Consider the following 20156-nt stretch of genomic DNA (forward strand, 5'->3'; position numbering starts at 1 on the left):
CGAACGCCGCCTGCCACCCTGCGCTTTACTATAACCCCGCAAGACCGGCCTTGTAATCCTCCGATGCCGCGCGGCTGAGGCGTTCCAGCTCCATGGCTGCCCGGCTGGTGTGGCGTTCCTTGTGGCGCAACAAAGCGAAGTTGCGGGCGGGCAAATCAATACCAGCGCGAACGAGCAGGCCTTGCCGCAGGAAGAGGGATGCCACTGAGGCTGAAACCGCCGTCGCAGCCCCGCCGGAGCGTGCCGCCATCACCACCGCCTCGTTGGACGGCAGTTCAAGCATGACCGAGAGTTCACCCGGATCCACGCCCATCTGCCGCACCGCCGCCTCGAAGGCGGAGCGGGTGCCGGAGCCCTGCTCGCGCAGAACCCATGAAGTGCCGTAGAGGATATCCAGCGCGGTGAGATAACGGCCATCGGCAAAGGGGTGTGCGGAGCCCGTGACGACCAGAAGCTTGTCAGACACCACCGGCTGCACCATCAGAGCCGGCTCATCGATCCTGCCTTCAATGAAACCCACCTCCGCAAGACCGTCCAGCACCGCCTGCGTCACGGTCTTGGTATTGCCGATATCCAGCCGCACGGTGACACCGGGATAGAGCTTCTTAAACTGCATCAGGATCGGCGGCAGCCAGTAGCTCGCAATGGTCTGGCTGGCGCAGACGGTGATTTCGCCGCGCGTCAGCCCGCCCATTTCGGAGAGAATTAGTTCCGCATTGCGCACACGCGCCAATGTCGCCTTTGCTTCACCCAGAAACACCCGGCCGCTTTCAGTCAATTCAATGTTGCGTCCGACGCGGTGGAACAGTTCGACATTATAAAAGGCTTCGAGATTTTTGATGGCGGAGCTGACGGCGGAGGCGGTCAGACCGATGGCTTCCGCAGCCCTTGTCAGGTGCTCGCGTTCGGCTACGGCTATGAAAATACGGAGTTGCTCAAAGGTCATGGTTTTTCATTCGATTTTATCGAATAATATATGCCATATTATTTGATAGAATAAAACAGGCTGCTGCGGCATGGTCTGGTCATGGCCCAACATCGCACCCTTGCTCATCCCTTCCAGTTTTCGCTCCGCTGGCTCGCCCCGCTTCTTCCGGGCATTCTCCTCTGTGCGGCCGTCAGCTGCGCCGCCATTCTGGCGGAGCGCTTTCAGGTGCGGCTTGCGGGCCATGCCTGGCTTGGCGATCTCGTTCTCGCCATTCTGATCGGGACCATGCTGCGTTCGCTGGTGGCTCTGCCCGCAGCCGCTTCCGCCGGCATAAAGTTCAGCGCCAAGACCCTGCTTGAAATCGCCGTGGCGCTTCTCGGTGCATCACTCAGCCTGTCCATCCTCAAGGGCGCGGGCGGTCTGCTGATAGGCGGCATTGCGCTGATCGTCGCGCTGTCACTGGTCGTCAGCTATGCCGCCGGGCGGATGCTCGGCCTCCCGCCCAAGCTCGCGACGTTGATTGCCTGCGGCAATTCCATCTGCGGCAATTCCGCCATTGCCGCTGCGGCCCCCGCCATCGGCGCCAAGCCGGAAGATGTCGCCGCCTCGATTGCCTTTACCGCGGTTCTCGGTGTCGCCGCCGTGCTTTTGATGCCATTCCTGCCGCAGCTTCTCGGGCTCGACGCCACCCAATACGGCATCTTCGCCGGGCTTACGGTCTATGCCGTGCCGCAGGTTCTGGCCGCCACCGCCCCGCTTGGCGCGATTGCCGTGCAAACCGGCACCATCGTGAAGCTCATCCGCGTGCTGATGCTGGGACCTGTCATCGCCACCCTCTCCGTCGTCCACGGCCGGTCGGACAAGGGACGCCTCAGATTGCAGCAGATGGTTCCGTGGTTCATCATCGGCTTCGTGCTGATGATCATGGCCCGGTCATTCGGTCTCATACCTGAAGTCCTGCTTGCCCCCGTCGCCTCTCTCTCAAACATCCTCACCATCATGTCGATGGCGGCGTTGGGCCTTTCGGTCGATATCCGCAGCCTTCGCCACGCCGGCGGCAAGGTCATCCTCGCTGCCAGCCTGTCTCTCTTGCTGCTGGGTATCCTGAGCTTTGGCCTGATCGTATTGACCCAGACGGCCTGAGCCAGCTTCCGGCTTTATTCGCCGGCGCTGACAGTAAGTGTATAATGCGCACCGAGCCCGCGGCGCGGCGAACCGAGAATGAGCGTCGGGCGAATCAACCACTCGGTATCTGCCTTTGGTGTCAGCGTCGCCACCTTGCCCTGGGAATCGCTGAAGAAAATCGCATCTTCATCCGGGGTCGAAAAATCGAAGATCGCCATCAATACGAATTCGCTCGAGGCGGCAAGCTCGACCTTCACCGTCTGCCCTGCCTTCACCTTCAGACGATAAACATCGCCGCGCCCGCGGCGCGTCCAGCCCTCGAGCTTCAGCGGACCGGCCGGTGGCAACGCCACCTCCTTCAGCCTTTCGCCGTCATCCAGCCAGATACCGTCAACGTTGCGGCCTTCCGCAAAGGAGGGGTGCGGCACGGCGGCCATGGCCATGGCAAGCGCCAGGAGAAGGGGGGTTACCTTCATGGACGTACAAACTCCCGCCGCATGACCTCTATCGGCTGGCGGCAATGACAGCCTTCGATATGGTCGTTGACCATACCCATGGCCTGCATGAATGCATAGACGGTCGTCGGGCCGACAAAGGTCCAGCCCCGCTTCTTCAGATCCTTGGAAAGGCGGATGGAGGCGGCGCTGGTCGGGTTGGCCCTTAAAGTCGCATAGTCCAGCCTTTGCGGCCTTTCTGCGGCAGCCGGTTCGAAACCCCAGAAATATCGGGCGAGCGACCCGAACTCGTCCCGCAGAGCCACGGCGCGGCGGGCGTTGTTGATGGTGGAAACAATCTTGCCGCGATGGCGGATAATGCCCTTGTCGGCAAGGCAGCGCTCGATATCGGCCTCGCCGAACTCGGCCACTTTTTCGAACTCGAAATTGGCGAATGCAAGACGGAAAGCCTCCCGCTTGCGCAGCACCGTCAGCCAGGAGAGGCCGGACTGAAAGCCCTCCAGGCAAATTTTCTCAAACAGGCGGCGATCATCGGTGACGGGATAACCCCATTCCTCGTCGTGATATCGGCTGTAATCCGCAAGCCCCTGCTGCCAGAAGCACCGAACAAGGCCATCCGCGCCCGTTTCAAGTCCCGCCTCGATCATTTCCGCGACCACCTTTTCCACTCCGCCTGCGACCACTTAAAGACTGCACTTACCACTCATTCACCACGTTTCAAAACGGGGTGCTAACCCTAAAATCAGCTTTCCTTAATCAAGCGCTTTTTAATGAACAGCCATTTACGATTCGCTGGCGTCAAGGTGCGAACGTGTTCGGCAAAGCGGGAGAATGATCCCGCAAATCCATAGTTGCGACGTCCCGCAGAGAGAGTCCACCCGATGACGATGAAGTCCGTTTTCCTGGCGCTGAGCCTCGTTTCCACCCTCGCCGTCCCTGCCGCCATGGCCAATGAACGTTATCGCGAGCGTCCGCCCGTCGTCGTCAGCCCGGATCTTTCTGCGCCATGGGTAACCCAGCTCGGCGGCCGCGGCAACGTGCGCCCCGTTGTCTATCCGCGCGCACCTGCCGCACGCCAGCCGTTCTTCCAGCAGCGCCAGGCCGCGATGCCGCAGCGACCCAGCTCCGGCGTCACATCGCAGCGCCCGGCACGGGTGCAGAATGCCGCCGTACGCCCCAATGCGCCGGTACGTACCCAGATCGCGCCGCAATTCCTGCCGCAGATCGTCACCTATCCGACCAATGAAAAACCCGGCACTATCGTCATCGATACGCCGAACCGTTTCCTCTATCTCGTGCTTGCTGATGGCAAGGCCCGGCGTTATGGCGTCGGCGTCGGCAAGCCCGGTTTCGAATGGGCTGGAACTCACAAGGTGACCCGTAAGGCGGAATGGCCGAGCTGGACCCCGCCGAAGGAAATGATCACCCGAGAGGCGGCAAAAGGACATTACCTGCCGGCCTTCATGGAAGGCGGCCCCGCCAACCCGATGGGCGCGCGCGCCATGTATCTCGGCTCGACGCTTTATCGGATCCACGGCACCAACCAGCCCTGGACGATCGGCAGCAACAATTCCTCCGGCTGCATCCGCATGCGCAACGAGGATGTCACCGATCTCTATGAGCGCGTCAACGTCGGAACCAAGGTCATTGTGATATGACGGCAACGGTTCAGCCTTTCCGGCCGCTTCGGAACGGGCGTATCGGCTTATCCGCTTGAATTGCCGCCCTGCGGCGGTACAATCCGGCTCACTTCAGCGGAATGAGACTTGGCGGGGGACGCCAGGCGCCGAACCTCTCTCAGGGGGATGACGGAACGGCCTTAAAACGGGTGGTCAATCGACCGCCCGTTTTTCGTTTCTGTCATTCAAATGTTATCAAAAAACGGTTTGGTGAATTACTGATATCAATCTGGATTCACTTCATGCCGCGCCATACTTCATTTGTTTGCGCCCTGCTCTTCAGCGGCGTTACCTTCTCTGCCGCAATCGCGGGCGAATTCGAAATTTCCGGTTACGGCGGCTGGCAAAGCGCACCGCACAGCGATGTGAAAGTTTCCGACGGTCCGGATTTCCGCGCCGGATGGGAAGGCAAGTCCTTTTCCAACCCGCCCTACTGGGGCGTGCGCGGCACCTACTGGTTCGATGAGGGTCAGCTCCGGAATTTCGGTATCTCGCTCGATTTCACCCATGACAAGGTCTATGCCGATGACCAGACGCTTGCCCGCTCAGGCTGGTCGCATTTCGAATTCACCGACGGCCTGAACCTACTGACGCTGAACGCGCTCTACCGCTTTCCGCTGGAATCCCTGCCGGTCACCCCTTACGTCGGCGCCGGCGTCGGCATCAACGTGCCGCATGTGGAAGTGTACCGCCCCTCGGGCAAGACTTTCGAATACCAATTCGGCGGCGCAACGCTGCAGGCGCAGGCCGGCCTCAGCTACCGCATCACCGACAGCTGGTCGACCTTCGTGGAATATAAGGGCACCTATTCCTTCGTCGATGTCGATATTGACAACGGCGGCTCGTTGAAGACCGACATCATCACCAATGCGGTGAATTTCGGTGTGGCGTATAAGTTCTAGTGGTGGCTTGGGAAGCGGGGCGCATCCTGGCAGCCGGTGGGCATCCCCTCACCCTCATTCCCTGTGCTTGTCACAGGAATCTGGGTGATGCGCGTCTGCGTGACGGAAAGAATCTTCTCAGTCCAAGGACTGGCTGGATCCCCGTGACGAGCACAGGGATGAGGAAACGAGAGCGACGACGCTCAGGCGAAACTTTTCCCATGCACGACGGGCTTTACTGGTGCGCGGCGTTCTAAACCGAGAGTCTCGCCGGCTTCGGCCCGCCATAAGCCCAGTCCAAAAGCTCCACTGTGTGCAGGATCGGCATGTCCGTGCCGGTTCCGATCTGCGTGATGCAGCCGATATTGCCTGTCGCGATGACATCTGCCCGCGTGGCCTCGATGTTCTTCACCTTGCGCGCCTTGAGCTTGCCGGAAATTTCCGGTTGCAGGATGTTGTAGGTTCCGGCCGAGCCGCAGCAGAGATGCCCTTCCGCCGGATCACGCACGGCAAAACCCGCCGCCTTCAGCAGTTGTTTCGGCGCAAGCGTGATCTTCTGACCGTGCTGCATGGAGCAGGCGGAGTGATAGGCGACCGTCAGCCCCTGGCTTTGCTGTTGCGGCAGATCGAGGGTGGCGAGATATTCGGTAACGTCCTTCGCAAGCGCGGATACCCGCGCGGCCTTTTCGGCATAGGCCGGATCAAGCCGAAGCATATGGCCGTAATCCTTGATGGTGGTGCCGCAGCCCGACGCTGTGATGATGATGGCGTCGAGACCGCCATTCTCCATCTCGCGCGTCCAGACATCGACATTCCGCCGAGCAGAAGCCAGCGCCTCTTCCTCCCGCCCCATATGATGCACCAGCGAACCGCAGCAGCCCTCCCCTTTCGGCACAACGACCTCGATACCGAGCCGCGTAAGCAGCCGCAGCGTCGCCTCATTGATACCGGGATCAAGCACCGGCTGGGCGCAGCCGGTGAGAATGGCGACGCGCCCGCGCTTTTCACCTTCGGCCGGTCGTGCGCCCGGGCGGCTTGACGCCGACGCTGGAGGGACCGCGGCCGGTGCGAGAGCAAGCATGGACTGCAGCGGTTTCAGCGCGGGAGCCTTTGCAAAAAGGCCGGCGAAAGGCCGTGCCAGACGGGCCAGATGCAGGGCCAGCCGGAAACGGGCAGGATGGGGTAATATGCCGACCAGAAGATTGCGGATCAGCCGATCCATGAAGGGGCGCTTGTACGTCTGCTCGATATGGGCGCGGGCATGATCGACCAGATGCATGTAATCCACGCCGGAGGGACAGGTGGTGGTGCAGGCAAGACAGGAAAGACAGCGGTCGATATGGGTGACCACCTCGCGGTCGGCCGGACGGCTGTTTTCCAGCATGTCCTTGATGAGGTAGATGCGGCCGCGCGGGCTATCCAGCTCGTTGCCAAGCGTGACATAGGTGGGACAGGTGGCGGTGCAGAAGCCGCAATGCACACATTTGCGCAGGATTTTCTCGGATTCCGCCACATGTGGATCGGCCAGCTGCTCAGGCGTGAAGGATGTTTGCATGGTTCAGACGGCCCTTTCCATCGTTACGGCCATCTTGCCGGGATTGAAGATGCCCACGGGATCGAGCTTTTCCCTGATACGCGCGGAAAGCAGCGCTTCCGCCGCCGGGCGCGGTTCGAAGGCCTCGACTTTGGCGCGCACAGCATCGCTCGCCCTCATCAGCGTGGCATGGCCACCGCCGAGCGCACGGATTGCGCCGCGCAGCAGATCGGCTTCGGGGTCCGCCTCCATCTGCATCCAGACCAGGCCGCCCTGCCAGTCATAGAAGGCGTCGATGCCTGCCTCCATGCGCAGCGCCGCAACAAGCTGGTGGCCCATCGAAGGCGCTACCGAGACTTTCCAGAGCGGCTTGGCGGATTGGCCGGCATAGGGCGCGACATCCCGGACCTGCCGCCACAAAAGACTGCTTTCCTCGCCCTCCAGCAGCGCCCAGGGTCCGACGCGATCCATGACCGACAGGAGTTTAGCCGTGCGGGCCTCCACCGAGGCCGCAAGGCCTTCCAGACGCAGAATGGTGGCCGGTCCTTCCGGCAAGCCGCCATCGATAAAGCTGGAACGCACGCTTTCAGGCAGATGCGCCGCGCCGGAGACCTCGACGCTCATCGCCATCGCCGCCGCCATTATGCGTGTCGCCGCCTCGTCATCAAGGCCGGACACGACAACGGTTTTTTCGACGGGCGGTTTCGGCAGCACGCGGAATGTGACTTCGGTGAGGAACCCAAGCGTGCCGAAAGAACCAGCGAGAAACTTCGACAGATCGAGACCGGTGACATTCTTCATCACCCGGCCGCCGGCCTTGATGATCTCGCCGTTACCATTAACGAAACGGATGCCCAGCAGGCTGTCACGCGCCGCACCCGCCACATAGCGGCGCGGACCGGAAACATTGGCAGCAAAGACGCCGCCAATGGTCGGTTCGCCATGGGTGCCCATGATGGGGCGATGGTCCATCGGTTCGAAGGCCATCATCTGGCGATTTTCTGCCAGCGCCGCTTCGACAGTTGCGAGCGGCGTGCCAGCCTTGGCAGTCATGACCATTTCGGCGGGGACGTAGGAAACGATACCGTTCATCGCACGGGAGGTTAGCACGGTCTCCGCCGTCACCGCATTGCCGAAACCGGAGCGAGTGTTGCCGCCGAAGATTTTCAGCGGGGTTTTGCGCGTGGCATGATCGCGGATGATGTCGGCGACCTGGGTTTCCGCGTAGGGCGTCAGCATGCGATTGTTGCCTTCGAGCAAGTGATACCCCCCTCTGCCCTGCCGGGCATCTCCCCCTCAAGGGGGGAGATCGATATGCCGCACTCACCCGTTCCATGGGCAGGGTGTTCGCCCCTTGCCGATCTCCCCCCTTGAGGGGGAGATGCCCGGCAGGGCAGAGGGGGGTAAGCCACACCCTGCAACATCATAAATCCAGCGCCCATCAACCCCTCCCCTCCAGCGGAAACACCTTGGAAGGGTTCATCAACCAGCCCTCGTCAAAGGCTGCCCGCACCGCCATCTGCTGGGCGAGATCGGCCTCGCCATATTGGTGGCGCATCAGGTCACGCTTTTCGATGCCCACACCATGTTCACCGGTCAAACAGCCACCGGCATCCACGCAGAGCTTCAAAATTTCGTTGCCCGCTTCTTCCGCACGGGCCGCATCGTCAGGGTCATTGGCGTTGAACAGGATCAGCGGGTGCATGTTGCCATCGCCGGCATGGAAGACATTGGCGACGCGCAGGCCGAGGCGATCGGTGATCTCACTCGTCTTTTTCAGCACATGGGAAAGCTGGGAGAGCGGCACCGTGCCGTCCATGCAGATATAATCCGCGATACGACCCGTTGCGCCAAAGGCGGATTTGCGGCCTTTCCAGATCGCGGCCGCCTCCATTGCCGACTGACATTCCTTCACCGTCTTCACGCCATGTCGTCGGGCAATGGCCACGATATCGGCCAGCATGGCGTCCATTTCCGTCTCGGAGCCTTCGACCTCCACGATCAGAAGCGCACCGACGTCAAGCGGATATCCCGCTTTGGCGAAGGCCTCGCAGATTTCGATTGCCGGTTTGTCCATGAACTCGATGGCAACAGGGATGATGCCCGCGCCAATGATATCCGCGACGCAGGAGCCCGCTTCTTCGGAGGTTTCGAAACCGAACAGCACAGGGCGCGCGCCCTCCGGCTTGGCGATGAGGCGCACCGTTGCCTCCGTCACGATACCGAGTTGGCCTTCGGAGCCGCAGACAAGCGCGAGCAGGTCGTAACCTGCAGCATCCAGATGCTTGCCGCCCAGCTCGAGCACCGTGCCATCGACCAGCACCATCTTGACGCCAAGCAGGTTATTGGTGGTGACGCCATATTTCAGACAGTGCGCGCCGCCGGAATTCATACCGATATTGCCGCCGATGGTGCAGGCAAGCTGCGAGCTGGGGTCGGGCGCATAAAAGAAACCCTCCGCGCCTGCGGCATCGGAGATGGAGAGATTGGTTACGCCCGCCTGCACCCGCGCCGTGCGATTGTAAAAATCAAGCTCAAGGATCGCACTCATCTTCGACAAGCCGATTACCACGGCGTCTTCCTGCGGGATAGCGCCGCCGGAAAGCGAGGTGCCGGCACCGCGCGGCACGACCGGAATGCCGGAGCGATGGCAGTATGTCATGACAGCCGCCGCCTCCTCCGTCGTTCTCGGCAAAGCGACGGCGAGCGGCAGACGGCGATAGGAAACGAAAGCATCGGTCTCGAAAGGCACGAGTTCACGGGGCTCGTGCACAAGACAGTCATCAGGCAGGACGGTCTTGAGGTCGGCGATAATTCGTGCGCGATCCGCCAAGACCTGAGCGCGCGGCTCCAGAAACTTTATAGGCTGCGTCACCGCCGCTCCTCCGTGCCGATAACTGGTATTGTTTCTTTACCACTTTGAAGCTGCGCAATCAAATGTTATGGATTTTTTCTATTCTGGAAACAATCGAGGGCAACTATGACAAATCTGGGTGATCTCGAAGTCTTTGCCAGCGTTGCCGCCTCCGGCAGCATGTCGCTTGCTGCCAAGGAGCTTGGTTATTCGCCCGCCGTCATTTCCAAGCGCATCAAGCGATTGGAAGAAAAGCTCGGTGCCCGGCTGTTCCAGCGCACCACGCGACAAATCTCTTTGACCGAAGCGGGGCAAGGCTTTTACGAACGGGTGCTGGCTGTTCTCGAAGGGCTGGAAGAGGCGGAGGATTTCGTCTCCGGCCGGGCCAATACCGTCAACGGCACGCTGAAGGTTTCCGCACCCACCTCTTTCGGGCGCATGCATATCGCGCCACATCTGAAGACATTCATGGAGCGGCATCCGGACCTGTCGGTCAATCTGGTGCTGAGCGATGAGTTCATCGATATTATCGAGGGCGGTTACGATCTGGCGATCCGTATCGCCGATCTCAACTCCTCCAGCCTCGTGGCCCGCAGGCTGGCACCGGTGCGGCGCGTGCTTTGCGCCTCGGCCGACTACGTAGCCGCGCATGGCATGCCGGATACGATCGAGGATCTGAAGAAACATCGCTGCCTGCCGGCGCACAATAATGACATCTGGCGGCTGGAGGGACCGGGCGGCGCGCTCAGCATTCGGCCTGAAGGCATGCTGGTCACCAATTCGAGCGAGGTGATCCGTGAGGCGGTGATATCAGGGCTTGGTGTTGCGCTGCGTTCGACATGGGATATCGGCCATGAATTGCGAAGCGGGAAGTTGGTGCAGGTGCTGCCCGGTTATGAAGGGTCGCGCAACGTCACACTCTCGGCGGTTTATCCCAGCCGACAGTTCCTGCCCGCCAAAGTGCGCTTGTTCATCGATTATCTCGCCGCGCTTTATGGGCCGTCGCCCTATTGGGAGCAGGGCTGACACTCAGTGCCCGCCCTCCGCATGGGAGCGGCGGATGCGGCGCACCACCCACCAGACGCCAAGCACGGCGAATGGCACAGAAACGCCGGTGACCACGGCCGGGTCGACCGGCAGCACATCATGGCTGATTGCCTTGGTGAGATAACCGATAAGCCCGACGACATAATAGGAGATGGCGGCGACAGACAGGCCTTCCACCGTCTGCTGCAGGCGAAGCTGCATCGCGGCGCGCTTGTTCATGGTGTTGAGCAGCACGGTGTTCTGCCGTTCCAGCTCCACATCGATCCAGCTTCGAACCAGAGCCGTGGCGCGATAGAGCTTGCGCGACAGGTTGGCCTGCCGCTCTTCCACCGACTGGCAGGTGCGCATGGCGGGCGCCATACGCCGTTCCAGAAAGCTGCCCATCGTCTCATGGCCGTGAACAGGCGTTTCCGCGAGCGCCCGTATGCGTTCGCGCACGATGCCGTCATAGGCGCGGCTGGCACCGAAACGATAGAGGCTGAGGGCGGCATTGGCTTCGAGTTCCGCAGCAAGCCGGGTCATTTCGGCCAGCAGCGCATCCGCCTCGTCACGCGCGCCGTTTTTCATGCGTTGGGTGATGCCCGTCAAGCCATCCTCGATGCGGCGGATTTCCGGCGAGAGCGTCTGCGCCATCGGCAGGCCGAGCATGGCAAGCGTGCGATAGGTTTCAATATCCAGCAGCCGCTGCACCAGCGCGCCGCGGCTGTAATCGCTGAGGCCGCGGTCGATCACCAATATCTGCGTCAGCCCGTCGCGATCCTGCCGGAAATCGGTGAGGATGGCCGCCTGACCGTCGCGCACGTCGCTATGACAGAGGCTGGTCGGCTCGAAGATTGTTTCCGCCTGCGAGGTAAAACCACTCTCCGGGCGAATTTCCAGCCGCACGCCCGAGATCAGCGAGCCGGGCGGCGAAAAGCCGTCACCGAAGGGATCGCCGGCAATCTCCCCGCCAAATTTTTCCGGCGCAGGGCCATCCCAGAACCAGGTCGAGAATTCGGTATGCCGCTCCCAGCGCAATGTCCCCTGCCCCCACGGCATGGCGTGGTGACGCGCATCGCGTTCCGGCGGCGCAACACCGCGGCTGCGCGACATTTCCGCAATGACGGAATGGTGCACGGCCGAGCCGCCATCCATCATGAAGGCAAGCTGGATGATGATGCGCGACGGGGCAAGCAGCACCGTCGGCCGCGCATGCACCTCGCCCAATGCCAGCGACCGTTCCGGCGCGCTTGCGAATGCAAATCTACCCTTTGCCATTGCGATATCGTCCCCGCTTTTATGGCTGATGTCTAAGGCATCGATTGTGATGACAACACCACGATCGACGCCGATGTCACTGTTTTGATCCACCTGACAGAAAAATCCGCTGTAGTGCCCCTGTCGGGACCGCTTTAACAAAAGCCAATTCAAAAAGGCAGATGCCGTGTTGCCGCAGGCATTGATACAGCGAGCGAGAGAACTGGACAGAATATTTGACCAGTGCGAGACTTGCCTGATACTCTATACGATATCGAACACGGGCGGATTTCGCCGGGGACTTCTGCGATGGACGAAACGCTTTTTGCGCGCATCGAGCACAGCCGCACATCGCAGGAGGTGATCTTACGTTTCGAAGAACTGATACTCGACGGCATATTGCGCGATGGCGACCGGCTGCCCGGCGAGCGGGAACTGGCGCAGCGCCTCGACGTCTCGCGGCCTATCCTGCGCGAAGCGCTGAAAGAACTCGAAAGCCGAGGCCTTCTCGTGTGCCGGCATGGTGGCGGCACTTATGTCGCCGATATTGTCGGGCCGGTCTTTTCCGATCCCTTGAGCGCGCTGATCACCCGCCACAGCCGGGCGACGCGGGATTTTCTCGAATATCGCCGTTATATTGAAGGCATGACCGCCGAACTTGCCGCGCAGCGGGCGACAGAACCGGACAGGCGCAACCTTGCCGCCATTGTCGAGCGGATGCGCGATGCGCACGAGGCAGGCCGCTTCGAAGAGGAACTGGCGGGGGATGTGGAGTTTCACAACGCCATCGGCGAAGCGGCGCACAACATCGTCCTTATGCACACGCTTCGCTCCTGCTACCGGCTGTTGAGCGACGACATCTTTTATAATCGCCACATCATCTTCAGTATCGCAGGCGCCCATGACGAGGTGCTGAGACAGCATGTCGCCATTTACGACGCCATCGTCGCCGGCGATCCGGCATCGGCACGGGCGGCGGCAGAGGCCCACATCGACTTCATCGTTGAGACGACATCCAGGGCGCATCAGGCGCGGGAATGGGACCGGATTTCCCGTTTGCGGCAGCAGCAGCGGAGTCGTTAAAAACGCCCTCAGGCGAAATACGCAATCCATTTTATTCAGGTTTTGATGGAACCTTTTGTGCTCTTTCGTCTTTTTATCGGGTTAATTGGAAAAATTTACCAAGATGGGACCCATGACAACCACGAGCGAAACTGAACGCTATCCGCGGATAGCTCTCATATCGACGCATGGCTATGTCGCCGCGCATCCGCCACTGGGCGCGGCTGATACCGGGGGGCAGGTGGTTTATGTGCTTGAGCTTGCACGCAAACTCGGCCAACTCGGTTATACCGTCGATCTTTATACGCGCCGCTTCGAAGACCAGCCGGAATTCGACGAGGTCGATGAGCGCGTCCGCGTGGTGCGCATTCCCTGCGGCGGGCGTGACTTCATTCCCAAGGAATATCTGCACCGACACCTGATGGAATGGTGCGAAAATGCGCTGCGTTTCATCAAGAAAAACGATCTCAACTACTCCTTCATCAACAGCCACTACTGGGACGCAGGCGTCGCCGGTCAGCGGCTTTCCGAGGCGCTGAAAATCCCGCATCTGCATACGCCGCATTCGCTGGGCATCTGGAAAAAACGCCAGATGGAAACCGACTATCCGGAAAAGGCCGATACATTCGAACTGGAATTCAATTTCAAGGAACGCATCCAGCACGAACTCATCATCTACCGCAGCTGCGACATGGTGATCGCCACCACGCCGGTGCAGCTCGACGTCCTCATTGAAGACTACGGGCAAAAGCGCAAGCACATCCACATGATTCCGCCGGGTTATGACGACAACCGCTTTTTCCCGGTATCGGATGCGACACGGCAGATGATACGCCAGCGTTTCGGATTTGAAGGCAAGGTGGTGCTGGCGCTCGGGCGACTTGCTACCAACAAGGGCTATGACCTGCTGATCGACGGCTTTTCGGTTCTTGCCGAGCGCGAGCCGGAGGCGCGCCTGCATCTTGCCGTGGGCGGCGAGAACATGGACGAGCAGGAAACCACCATCCTCAACCAGCTCAAGGAGCGGGTGAAATCGCTCGGACTGGAGGAGAAGGTGGTATTCTCCGGCTATGTCGCGGATGAAGACCTGCCCGACATCTATCGCGCGGCCGATCTCTTCGTGCTGTCCAGCCGCTACGAGCCCTTCGGCATGACGGCCATCGAGGCGATGGCAAGCGGCACACCGACCGTTGTTACCATTCACGGCGGATTGTTCCGAGCCGTCAGCTATGGTCGCCATGCGTTATTCGCCGATCCCTTCGACAAGGAGGATCTTGGCATCACCATGATGAAGCCGTTCAAGCACGAGCGACTCTATGGGCGCCTCTCCCGCATGGGCGCGCATAAGGCGCGCAGCCTCTTCACATGGACCGGGATTGCTCAGCAGCTTCTGGCCGTGGTGGAAGGCAGGACCATGATGCCGGTCCTCGAGGAAGCCGACTGGGCCGAACCATGGAATGACGGCGATTGAGACCGCTTCGCCTTTTTTCAACGGATCTCGACGGCACCGTCGTGGGCGATAATGACGCCACGCGGCGGTTTAGGGATTTCTGGCAGTCATTGCCGGACGATCGCCGTCCGGTTCTGGTGTTCAACAGCGGCAGGCTGGTGGATGACCAGCTCGCCCTTCTGGAAGAAGTGCCGCTGCCCCGACCTGATTACATCATCGGCGGGGTCGGCACCATGCTGCATGCCAAGGAGCGCAGCGACCTGGAGAGCGCCTACACACATTCCCTCGGCACCGGATTCGACCCGGAGAAAATTGCCGATGTAATGAGCGCTGTTCCGGGCGTGACGATGCAGGAGGAGCGTTACCAGCATGGCCTCAAGTCCAGCTGGTTCCTGCATGACGCAGATGAAGCGACACTGGCCGATATCGAGGCTGCGCTGATTGGGGCTGATATCGAAGCCCGGATCGTCTATTCCAGCGGGCGCGATCTGGATATATTACCGAAGGCCGCCGACAAGGGCGCGGCGCTCGCATGGTTATGTGGACAATTGCGTATCGGCCTCGACGAATCAGTGGTCGCAGGAGATACTGGCAATGATCGGGCGATGTTCGAGTTAACGGACATTCGTGGCGTCATTGTCGGCAATGCCCTGCCGGAGCTTGTATCGCTGGCTGATCTCGACAGCCGTTATTTCCGCTCGGGCGCGTCCGAAGCGGACGGCGTGGTTGAAGGCCTGCGCCATTGGGGACTGCGCCCCGCCTGAAGCGTTCCGTTATCGATGCTTTGGTTGCGAACGGTGTGGAAAGGACGCATCCGTGAGACCGCAATCGGGCTGTTCGGCCGGGGAACCACCCGGTCGAAACTTTGTTCGCAAATCTGCCGCATCATCTTTTCCGCAGGCTTCATCAGCGTGAAGACAGTAGTGGGTTATGGAGGTTGGGGGATTGGCGGAATTTACGGGATATCTATATTAGCAATTATCATAGGCAGGCAAAGAAGGACCTATTCGGATTGAAGATTTTGAATCGATTGGCGACAGATGTTGGCTTGATGTTGCGCAGACCGCCGCGGCAGCAATATGCGGCGCTGTGCTATCGGTTCTCCAAGAAAAATCCGGGGCCTGAAGTGCTGCTGCTGACAAGCAGGGACACGGGACGATGGGTCATTCCCAAAGGCTGGCCCATGGCGCATAAAAAGGCCCATGCGGTAGCCGAGCAGGAAGCCTATGAGGAAGCAGGCGTCAAGGGCACGGTGGAGAAGGCCCCCTTCGGTTACTACGAATACGAGAAAAAACTGAACAGCGGCATCAATGTGCCATGCAGGGTTCAGGTGCATCTGCTCGAAGTTTCCGAAATGCAGGATAGCTTTCCTGAAAAGGAATCCAGACGACTGGAATGGGTCAGCCCCCAGGAGGCGACCAGACGGGTCAACGAGCCGGAACTGAAAGCGCTGATGCTCGCTTTCGACAAACGGATGACGCATTCAAAATAGTGCGGCCGCCCCAGGTGTGGCAATTTGCAGTTTGTTTTTCCAACACGGCTTTTATCGTCTTTCCTTTTGGAAAGATGTACGAGATGTAACAGTCTTTCTGTAAATTGCCTTCAACCTGCGACACTGCCGGACGAAAGGGAATGCTGGCAAACGAGGTCTGAATGGCATTGAAGCCGCCATCAAACATGAAGCCGACGCTCGACAAGGATCTCGACAAGATTACCCGTGTCGAAGAAGCGACGCTGCATGTCACACAGCAGCTTGCGGGCCTTGGCGCCGGCTTCATGTTCGTCGTTCTGGCGGCGGTCTTCGCCGGTGCTTTTGTCGTAGGCACTTCGGGCGCCGTCATCATCATCGCCGCCGTCGCCATCGGCGCCTATATGGCAATCAATATCGGCGCCAATGACGTGACGAACAATGTCGGGCCCGCGGTCGGCGCCAAGGCGATGCCGCTTGCCGTCGCGCTCATCATCGCCGCGATCTGCGAGATTGCGGGGGCGCTGATCACCGGCGGCAATGTCGTCGAAACCATTTCCAGCGGCATCATCAACATCGAGACCATTCCCGACAGAACCGTTTTCTCCTGGGCAATGCTGTCTGCGCTTCTCGCCGCCGGCCTTCTCGTCAATATCTCGACCTGGACCAGAGCACCGATTTCAACCACTCATACGGTCGTGGGCGGAGTCGCGGGCGCGGGCATGGCCGCCTACGGAGCAAAAGCGGTGGACTGGCTGTCGCTCGGCAGCATCGCCTTCGCATGGGTCCTCGCGCCTTTCATCAGCGCCGCCATAGCCATCATGATCCTTGCTTTCATCAAGGAATTCATCATTTACCGCGAGGACAAGATTGGCGCGGCGCAGCGGTGGGTGCCGGTCCTCATCGGTTTGATGGCGGGTGTTTTTACGGCTTATCTCATCTGGGTCGGGTTGCGGCAGCTCATGCATGTGTCGCTTGGCCACGCCAGCCTGATTGGGCTGGTGACCGGGCTTGTCGTCTGGCGGCTTGGCGTGCCGATCATCCGCAAGCAGTCGGAAGGACTGGAAAACCGCAACCAGTCGCTTCGCATCCTGTTCCAGTGGCCGCTCGTTCTCGCCGCCGGCCTGATGTCCTTCGCGCATGGGGCTAATGACGTTTCGAACGCCATTGGCCCAGTCGTGGCCATCGTGCGGGCCCTGCATGACGAGGCGGTGAGCACCTCTGCACGTGCGCCGCTGTGGGTGATGCTGGTCGGCGCCTTCGGGCTCTCCTGCGGTATCCTTCTTTATGGCCCGCGCCTCATCCGCCTCGTCGGTGAGCAGATCACCAAGCTCAACCCGATGCGTGCCTTCTGCGTTTCGGTGGCAACTGCGCTCACCGTTCTCGTCGCCTCGCGTTTCGGTCTGCCGGTCAGCACCACCCATACGGCGATCGGCGCGGTGTTCGGCGTCGGCTTTTTCCGCGAATGGTACACGCAATCGTCCCGCAGGCGACAGGATCTGGTCCAGGTTGGTGACGGCCGACCCCGCCGGTCTGACAAATATGCCGACAATCCTTCGGAGATACGCCGCCGATATCTTGTCCGCCGCTCCCACTTCATGACGATCATCGCCGCCTGGCTGGTCACCGTTCCCTCCAGTGCAGCGCTCGCGGCGCTGCTCTACTGGTTCATGTCCTTCCTCTTTCTCTAAAGCCGAAAAAACCCATGCGCGCCAATTTCCGGATGCAACGCCTGTATATCGAAGCCAGCCTTGCCGAAGGCGTCGCGCTGGAGGCGACCGCCGAACAGTTCAACTATCTCGCCAATGTGCTGCGCATGACCGATGGTGCGGAAATCCTGCTGTTCAACGGTCGCGACGGCGAGTGGAAAGCGCAACTTGCCTTTCCGAGCCGCAAGAAGATCGTGCTCGTCCCCCTCGAACAGACGCGGCCTCAGCCAAACCCCGCGGACCTGCATTATCTTTTCGCGCCGCTGAAAGTCGGGCGCATGGATTACCTGGTGCAGAAGGCGGTGGAGATGGGGGCTGGCCTGTTGCAGCCGGTGATGACACAGCATGTCCAAGGCAAGATCCACAACACCGAAAAATTGCGCGCCAACGCCATCGAAGCCGCCGAGCAGTGCGGCATACTGTCCCTGCCCGAGGTGGCCGAGCCGGTGAAACTGAAGGACATGCTGGACACCTGGCCCCACGACCGGCGCATCATCTATTGCGACGAAGGCGACACGGGGCAAAATCCGCTGCCGATCCTGCAGGCAGTGAAGGAACGCAAAATCGCATTGCTGGTCGGTCCGGAAGGTGGATTTTCGGAGGAAGAAAGGGAGCTTCTGCGCAGCCTCGACTTCGTCACCCCCATTCCGCTCGGGCCGCGCATTCTGAGGGCAGATACGGCTGCGGTTGCCGCACTGGCGGTCATTCAGGCCACGATCGGCGACTGGAACTGAATGCTCCGTTGCTCTTCATGCATCTTTAAAAGAAATTCATTTGCCTCCAGCTACGATACGGCCCTATCTGCCAATCATATGCCTCGCCGCAACAGAGACGTCATAACAAGGTAAGCCATGGCACGCGACACGACCGACCAGACCCCCCTTTCCTCCGTTACGGAGCTTACCGATTATCTGGCGGGCGGTAACAAAGCTGAAGCCGATTTCCGTATCGGCACCGAGCACGAAAAATTCGCCTTTTTCCGCGAGGACAACCGGCCGGTTCCTTATTTCGGCGATGCCAGCATTTCCGCACTTTTGAAGGGCATGCAGGAGAAGCTCGGCTGGGACCCGATAATGGACGGTGAAAACATCATCGGCCTCGGCGAACAACACGGCATGGGTGCCATCTCCATCGAACCGGGCGGGCAGTTCGAACTTTCGGGCGCGCCGCTTGAGAACCTGCACCAGACCTGCAAGGAATCCAACCAGCATCTGGCGACGCTGCGCGAAGTGGCGGAGCCGATGGGCATCCGTTTCCTCGGCATCGGCGGCAGCCCGCTGTGGACCTTTGACGAAACGCCACGCATGCCGAAATCGCGCTACGCGATCATGACGCGCTACATGCCGAAAGTCGGGACCAAGGGTCTCGACATGATGTACCGCACCTGCACCATTCAGGTTAATCTCGACTTTTCATCCGAAGCCGACATGCGTCAGAAGATGCGCGTTTCCATGAAGCTGCAGTCTCTGGCAACGGCGCTTTTCGCCTCGTCGCCCTTTACGGAGGGCAAGCCGAACGGTCTTCTCTCGTGGCGCGGCGATATCTGGCGCGATACTGACAATCGCCGCTCGGGCGTCTTGCCCTTCACCTTCAACGAGGATTTCGGGTTCAAGGACTATGTGGAATGGGCGCTCGACGTGCCGATGTATTTCATCGTGCGCGACGGCAAATACCATGATTGCACCCATGTCACCTTCCGTCAGTTCATGAATGGTGCGCTCAAGGGCGAAATCGCCGCATGGGAACCGACCATGGGCGACTGGACGAACCATCTCTCCACCCTGTTCCCCGATGTGCGCCTGAAGCGTTTTCTGGAAATGCGCGGCGCCGACGGCGGCCCGTGGAGACGCATCTGCGCCCTGCCAGCCTTCTGGGTCGGCCTTCTCTACGATCGGCAAGCGCTGGACGCTGCCGACGCACTGACGGCGGCCTGGAGCTTCGACGAGGTTATCGCCCTTCGTGATGCGGTTCCGGCCAAGGGACTGAATGCCGAAATCGCCGGCAAGCCACTTCTCGGTATCGCGCGCGAAGTGCTCGATATTTCCCGCACCGGACTGAAAAACCGCAACCGGCTGAATGGCGAAGGTCAGGACGAGACCGTATTCCTGTCCTCGCTGGACGAGGTATTGGCGAAGAAAACGACACTCGCCGAAGACTTGCTGGCGCTTTACAATGGCCGCTGGGACGGCTCGGTTCTTCCTGTGTTTGAGGAATACCAGTATTAAAACCAGCAGAACCGCTTCGGGTTTCGCGAGAGCGCCAATCGCAGACATAAAAAAAGCCCGGTGCGGCCGAGGGGGCCTGACACCGGGCAAAGGCAGGGCTATTGGCAAATCACCCTGCGGGGAAACCTTTCGGCTGGAGGGCCTCTCCGGCAGCTGGAGGCCCGCCGGATGGCACTATTTCAAAGGGTCTTGAACCGTGTTACTGCCCGTCGACGTGCCGCGCGGGTCAGATGAGCGGTGGGATCTTCCAGCAGGCCCGTGTTGAGGGCGTCGCTGACGTCCGATCTTGCCAGGCCGATATCGGCGAGAAGACGATCATCCAGCTCGGTCAGGCCATTCGCCACGATACGATTGTAGATGCGCTGCACGAAGGTCTTGACGCGGAAAGCGACGCGGCGGAACGTATCGTTCGGCCGTGCTGTTGCAAGTTCCAGTTCCATTCTCCGTTCTGCCGTGCGCATGACACTTATCCTTTCGTAACGGCACGATGCGGCACCGCCCCC

Annotated in this window: 19 protein-coding genes; 11 read left to right on the forward strand and 8 right to left on the reverse strand. The window is 60.3% G+C overall.

Features of this window, described 5'->3' with window-relative positions:
• Positions 1-28 precede the first annotated feature (28 nt).
• The gene (locus WA845_RS02035; RefSeq protein WP_004440182.1) at positions 29-946 is read right to left on the reverse strand and encodes a LysR substrate-binding domain-containing protein; all 918 of its coding nucleotides are present in this window, start codon (positions 944-946) and stop codon (positions 29-31) included.
• 81 nt (positions 947-1027) lie between these two features.
• Here WA845_RS02035 and WA845_RS02040 point away from each other — a divergent pair, with 81 nt between their 5' ends.
• Positions 1028-2071, forward strand: coding sequence for a YeiH family protein (locus WA845_RS02040; RefSeq protein ID WP_004440180.1), 1044 nt, complete (start codon positions 1028-1030; stop codon positions 2069-2071).
• A 14-nt stretch (positions 2072-2085) separates the two neighbouring features.
• Here WA845_RS02040 and WA845_RS02045 read toward each other — a convergent pair whose 3' ends face one another.
• Entirely contained in the window at positions 2086-2529 is a 444-nt protein-coding gene (locus tag WA845_RS02045; protein WP_004440178.1) for a hypothetical protein, read from the reverse strand.
• A complete protein-coding gene (locus WA845_RS02050) occupies positions 2526-3155 on the reverse strand; it encodes a DNA-3-methyladenine glycosylase I (protein ID WP_004440176.1) in 630 nt (209 codons plus the stop codon). Before WA845_RS02050 ends, WA845_RS02045 begins: the two co-directional genes overlap by 4 nt.
• Before the next feature lie 234 nt (positions 3156-3389).
• Between WA845_RS02050 and WA845_RS02055 the strand changes: the two genes are divergently transcribed.
• Both WA845_RS02055 and WA845_RS02060 read left to right on the forward strand, forming a co-directional pair.
• A complete protein-coding gene (locus WA845_RS02055) occupies positions 3390-4166 on the forward strand; it encodes a L,D-transpeptidase (protein WP_004440174.1) in 777 nt (258 codons plus the stop codon).
• Between the two features lie 263 nt (positions 4167-4429).
• A complete protein-coding gene (locus tag WA845_RS02060) occupies positions 4430-5089 on the forward strand; it encodes an outer membrane beta-barrel protein (protein WP_112553315.1) in 660 nt (219 codons plus the stop codon).
• 232 nt (positions 5090-5321) lie between these two features.
• On the opposite strand, the gene glcF is transcribed toward WA845_RS02060, so the two are convergent.
• The 3 genes from glcF to WA845_RS02080 form a co-directional block, all read right to left on the reverse strand.
• Positions 5322-6623 carry a glycolate oxidase subunit GlcF gene (gene glcF, locus WA845_RS02065; RefSeq protein ID WP_112553313.1) on the reverse strand — a complete coding sequence of 434 codons (1302 nt, stop codon included), beginning with the start codon at positions 6621-6623 and terminating at the stop codon, positions 5322-5324.
• 3 nt (positions 6624-6626) lie between these two features.
• Entirely contained in the window at positions 6627-7841 is a 1215-nt protein-coding gene (gene glcE / locus WA845_RS02070; RefSeq protein WP_337322158.1) for a glycolate oxidase subunit GlcE, read from the reverse strand.
• A gap of 202 nt (positions 7842-8043) precedes the next feature.
• Positions 8044-9477: an FAD-linked oxidase C-terminal domain-containing protein gene (locus WA845_RS02080; protein WP_112553311.1), complete on the reverse strand. Its 1434-nt coding sequence runs from the start codon at positions 9475-9477 to the stop codon at positions 8044-8046.
• A gap of 105 nt (positions 9478-9582) precedes the next feature.
• Here WA845_RS02080 and WA845_RS02085 point away from each other — a divergent pair, with 105 nt between their 5' ends.
• On the forward strand, positions 9583-10482 hold the full coding sequence (locus WA845_RS02085; RefSeq protein ID WP_004440165.1) for a LysR family transcriptional regulator: 900 nt from the start codon (positions 9583-9585) through the stop codon (positions 10480-10482).
• A gap of 3 nt (positions 10483-10485) precedes the next feature.
• On the opposite strand, the gene WA845_RS02090 is transcribed toward WA845_RS02085, so the two are convergent.
• Positions 10486-11760, reverse strand: coding sequence for a DUF3422 family protein (locus WA845_RS02090; RefSeq protein WP_004440163.1), 1275 nt, complete (start codon positions 11758-11760; stop codon positions 10486-10488).
• A 288-nt stretch (positions 11761-12048) separates the two neighbouring features.
• Between WA845_RS02090 and WA845_RS02095 the strand changes: the two genes are divergently transcribed.
• The 7 genes from WA845_RS02095 (at position 12049) to WA845_RS02125 (ending at position 19653) form a co-directional block, all read left to right on the forward strand.
• Positions 12049-12822 (forward strand): FCD domain-containing protein, encoded by a 774-nt coding sequence (locus tag WA845_RS02095; RefSeq protein ID WP_112553309.1) that lies wholly within the window; start codon positions 12049-12051, stop codon positions 12820-12822.
• Positions 12823-12925: 103 nt separating this feature from the next.
• Positions 12926-14272 carry a glycosyltransferase family 4 protein gene (locus WA845_RS02100; RefSeq protein ID WP_004440158.1) on the forward strand — a complete coding sequence of 449 codons (1347 nt, stop codon included), beginning with the start codon at positions 12926-12928 and terminating at the stop codon, positions 14270-14272.
• A complete protein-coding gene (locus WA845_RS02105) occupies positions 14269-15015 on the forward strand; it encodes an HAD-IIB family hydrolase (RefSeq protein ID WP_112553307.1) in 747 nt (248 codons plus the stop codon). Before WA845_RS02100 ends, WA845_RS02105 begins: the two co-directional genes overlap by 4 nt.
• Positions 15016-15302: 287 nt before the next feature.
• Positions 15303-15743 carry an NUDIX hydrolase gene (locus WA845_RS02110; protein WP_034495984.1) on the forward strand — a complete coding sequence of 147 codons (441 nt, stop codon included), beginning with the start codon at positions 15303-15305 and terminating at the stop codon, positions 15741-15743.
• A gap of 161 nt (positions 15744-15904) precedes the next feature.
• Complete coding sequence (locus WA845_RS02115) at positions 15905-17410, forward strand: inorganic phosphate transporter (RefSeq protein ID WP_112553305.1); 1506 nt, start codon at positions 15905-15907, stop codon at positions 17408-17410.
• Positions 17411-17424: 14 nt separating this feature from the next.
• Positions 17425-18162 carry a 16S rRNA (uracil(1498)-N(3))-methyltransferase gene (locus WA845_RS02120; RefSeq protein ID WP_162719105.1) on the forward strand — a complete coding sequence of 246 codons (738 nt, stop codon included), beginning with the start codon at positions 17425-17427 and terminating at the stop codon, positions 18160-18162.
• A 117-nt stretch (positions 18163-18279) separates the two neighbouring features.
• Positions 18280-19653, forward strand: coding sequence for a glutamate--cysteine ligase (locus WA845_RS02125; protein ID WP_022555671.1), 1374 nt, complete (start codon positions 18280-18282; stop codon positions 19651-19653).
• Positions 19654-19832: 179 nt separating this feature from the next.
• Here the strand turns inward: WA845_RS02125 and WA845_RS02130 are convergent, their stop codons facing one another.
• Positions 19833-20114 carry a DUF1127 domain-containing protein gene (locus tag WA845_RS02130; protein WP_004440146.1) on the reverse strand — a complete coding sequence of 94 codons (282 nt, stop codon included), beginning with the start codon at positions 20112-20114 and terminating at the stop codon, positions 19833-19835.
• Positions 20115-20156: the final 42 nt, after the last annotated feature.

This window comes from Agrobacterium sp. CMT1 (assembly GCF_037203725.1).
Lineage (GTDB): Bacteria > Pseudomonadota > Alphaproteobacteria > Rhizobiales > Rhizobiaceae > Agrobacterium > Agrobacterium pusense.

Excerpts from the sequence above, each read along its gene's own strand:
- WA845_RS02055 (WP_004440174.1), top strand. The coding sequence starts at position 3,390 with ATGACGATGAAGTCCGTTTTCCTGGCGCTGAGCCTCGTTTCCACCCTC.
- WA845_RS02125 (WP_022555671.1), top strand. The coding sequence starts at position 18,280 with ATGGCACGCGACACGACCGACCAGACCCCCCTTTCCTCCGTTACGGAG.
- WA845_RS02115 (WP_112553305.1), top strand. The coding sequence starts at position 15,905 with ATGGCATTGAAGCCGCCATCAAACATGAAGCCGACGCTCGACAAGGAT.
- WA845_RS02130 (WP_004440146.1), bottom strand. The coding sequence starts at position 20,114 with ATGCGCACGGCAGAACGGAGAATGGAACTGGAACTTGCAACAGCACGG.
- WA845_RS02100 (WP_004440158.1), top strand. The coding sequence starts at position 12,926 with ATGGGACCCATGACAACCACGAGCGAAACTGAACGCTATCCGCGGATA.
- WA845_RS02060 (WP_112553315.1), top strand. The coding sequence starts at position 4,430 with ATGCCGCGCCATACTTCATTTGTTTGCGCCCTGCTCTTCAGCGGCGTT.
- glcE (WP_337322158.1), bottom strand. The coding sequence starts at position 7,841 with ATGCTGACGCCCTACGCGGAAACCCAGGTCGCCGACATCATCCGCGAT.
- WA845_RS02050 (WP_004440176.1), bottom strand. The coding sequence starts at position 3,155 with ATGATCGAGGCGGGACTTGAAACGGGCGCGGATGGCCTTGTTCGGTGC.
- WA845_RS02035 (WP_004440182.1), bottom strand. The coding sequence starts at position 946 with ATGACCTTTGAGCAACTCCGTATTTTCATAGCCGTAGCCGAACGCGAG.
- WA845_RS02110 (WP_034495984.1), top strand. The coding sequence starts at position 15,303 with ATGTTGCGCAGACCGCCGCGGCAGCAATATGCGGCGCTGTGCTATCGG.
- WA845_RS02040 (WP_004440180.1), top strand. The coding sequence starts at position 1,028 with ATGGCCCAACATCGCACCCTTGCTCATCCCTTCCAGTTTTCGCTCCGC.
- WA845_RS02095 (WP_112553309.1), top strand. The coding sequence starts at position 12,049 with ATGGACGAAACGCTTTTTGCGCGCATCGAGCACAGCCGCACATCGCAG.
- WA845_RS02120 (WP_162719105.1), top strand. The coding sequence starts at position 17,425 with ATGCGCGCCAATTTCCGGATGCAACGCCTGTATATCGAAGCCAGCCTT.
- glcF (WP_112553313.1), bottom strand. The coding sequence starts at position 6,623 with ATGCAAACATCCTTCACGCCTGAGCAGCTGGCCGATCCACATGTGGCG.
- WA845_RS02045 (WP_004440178.1), bottom strand. The coding sequence starts at position 2,529 with ATGAAGGTAACCCCCCTTCTCCTGGCGCTTGCCATGGCCATGGCCGCC.
- WA845_RS02090 (WP_004440163.1), bottom strand. The coding sequence starts at position 11,760 with ATGGCAAAGGGTAGATTTGCATTCGCAAGCGCGCCGGAACGGTCGCTG.
- WA845_RS02085 (WP_004440165.1), top strand. The coding sequence starts at position 9,583 with ATGACAAATCTGGGTGATCTCGAAGTCTTTGCCAGCGTTGCCGCCTCC.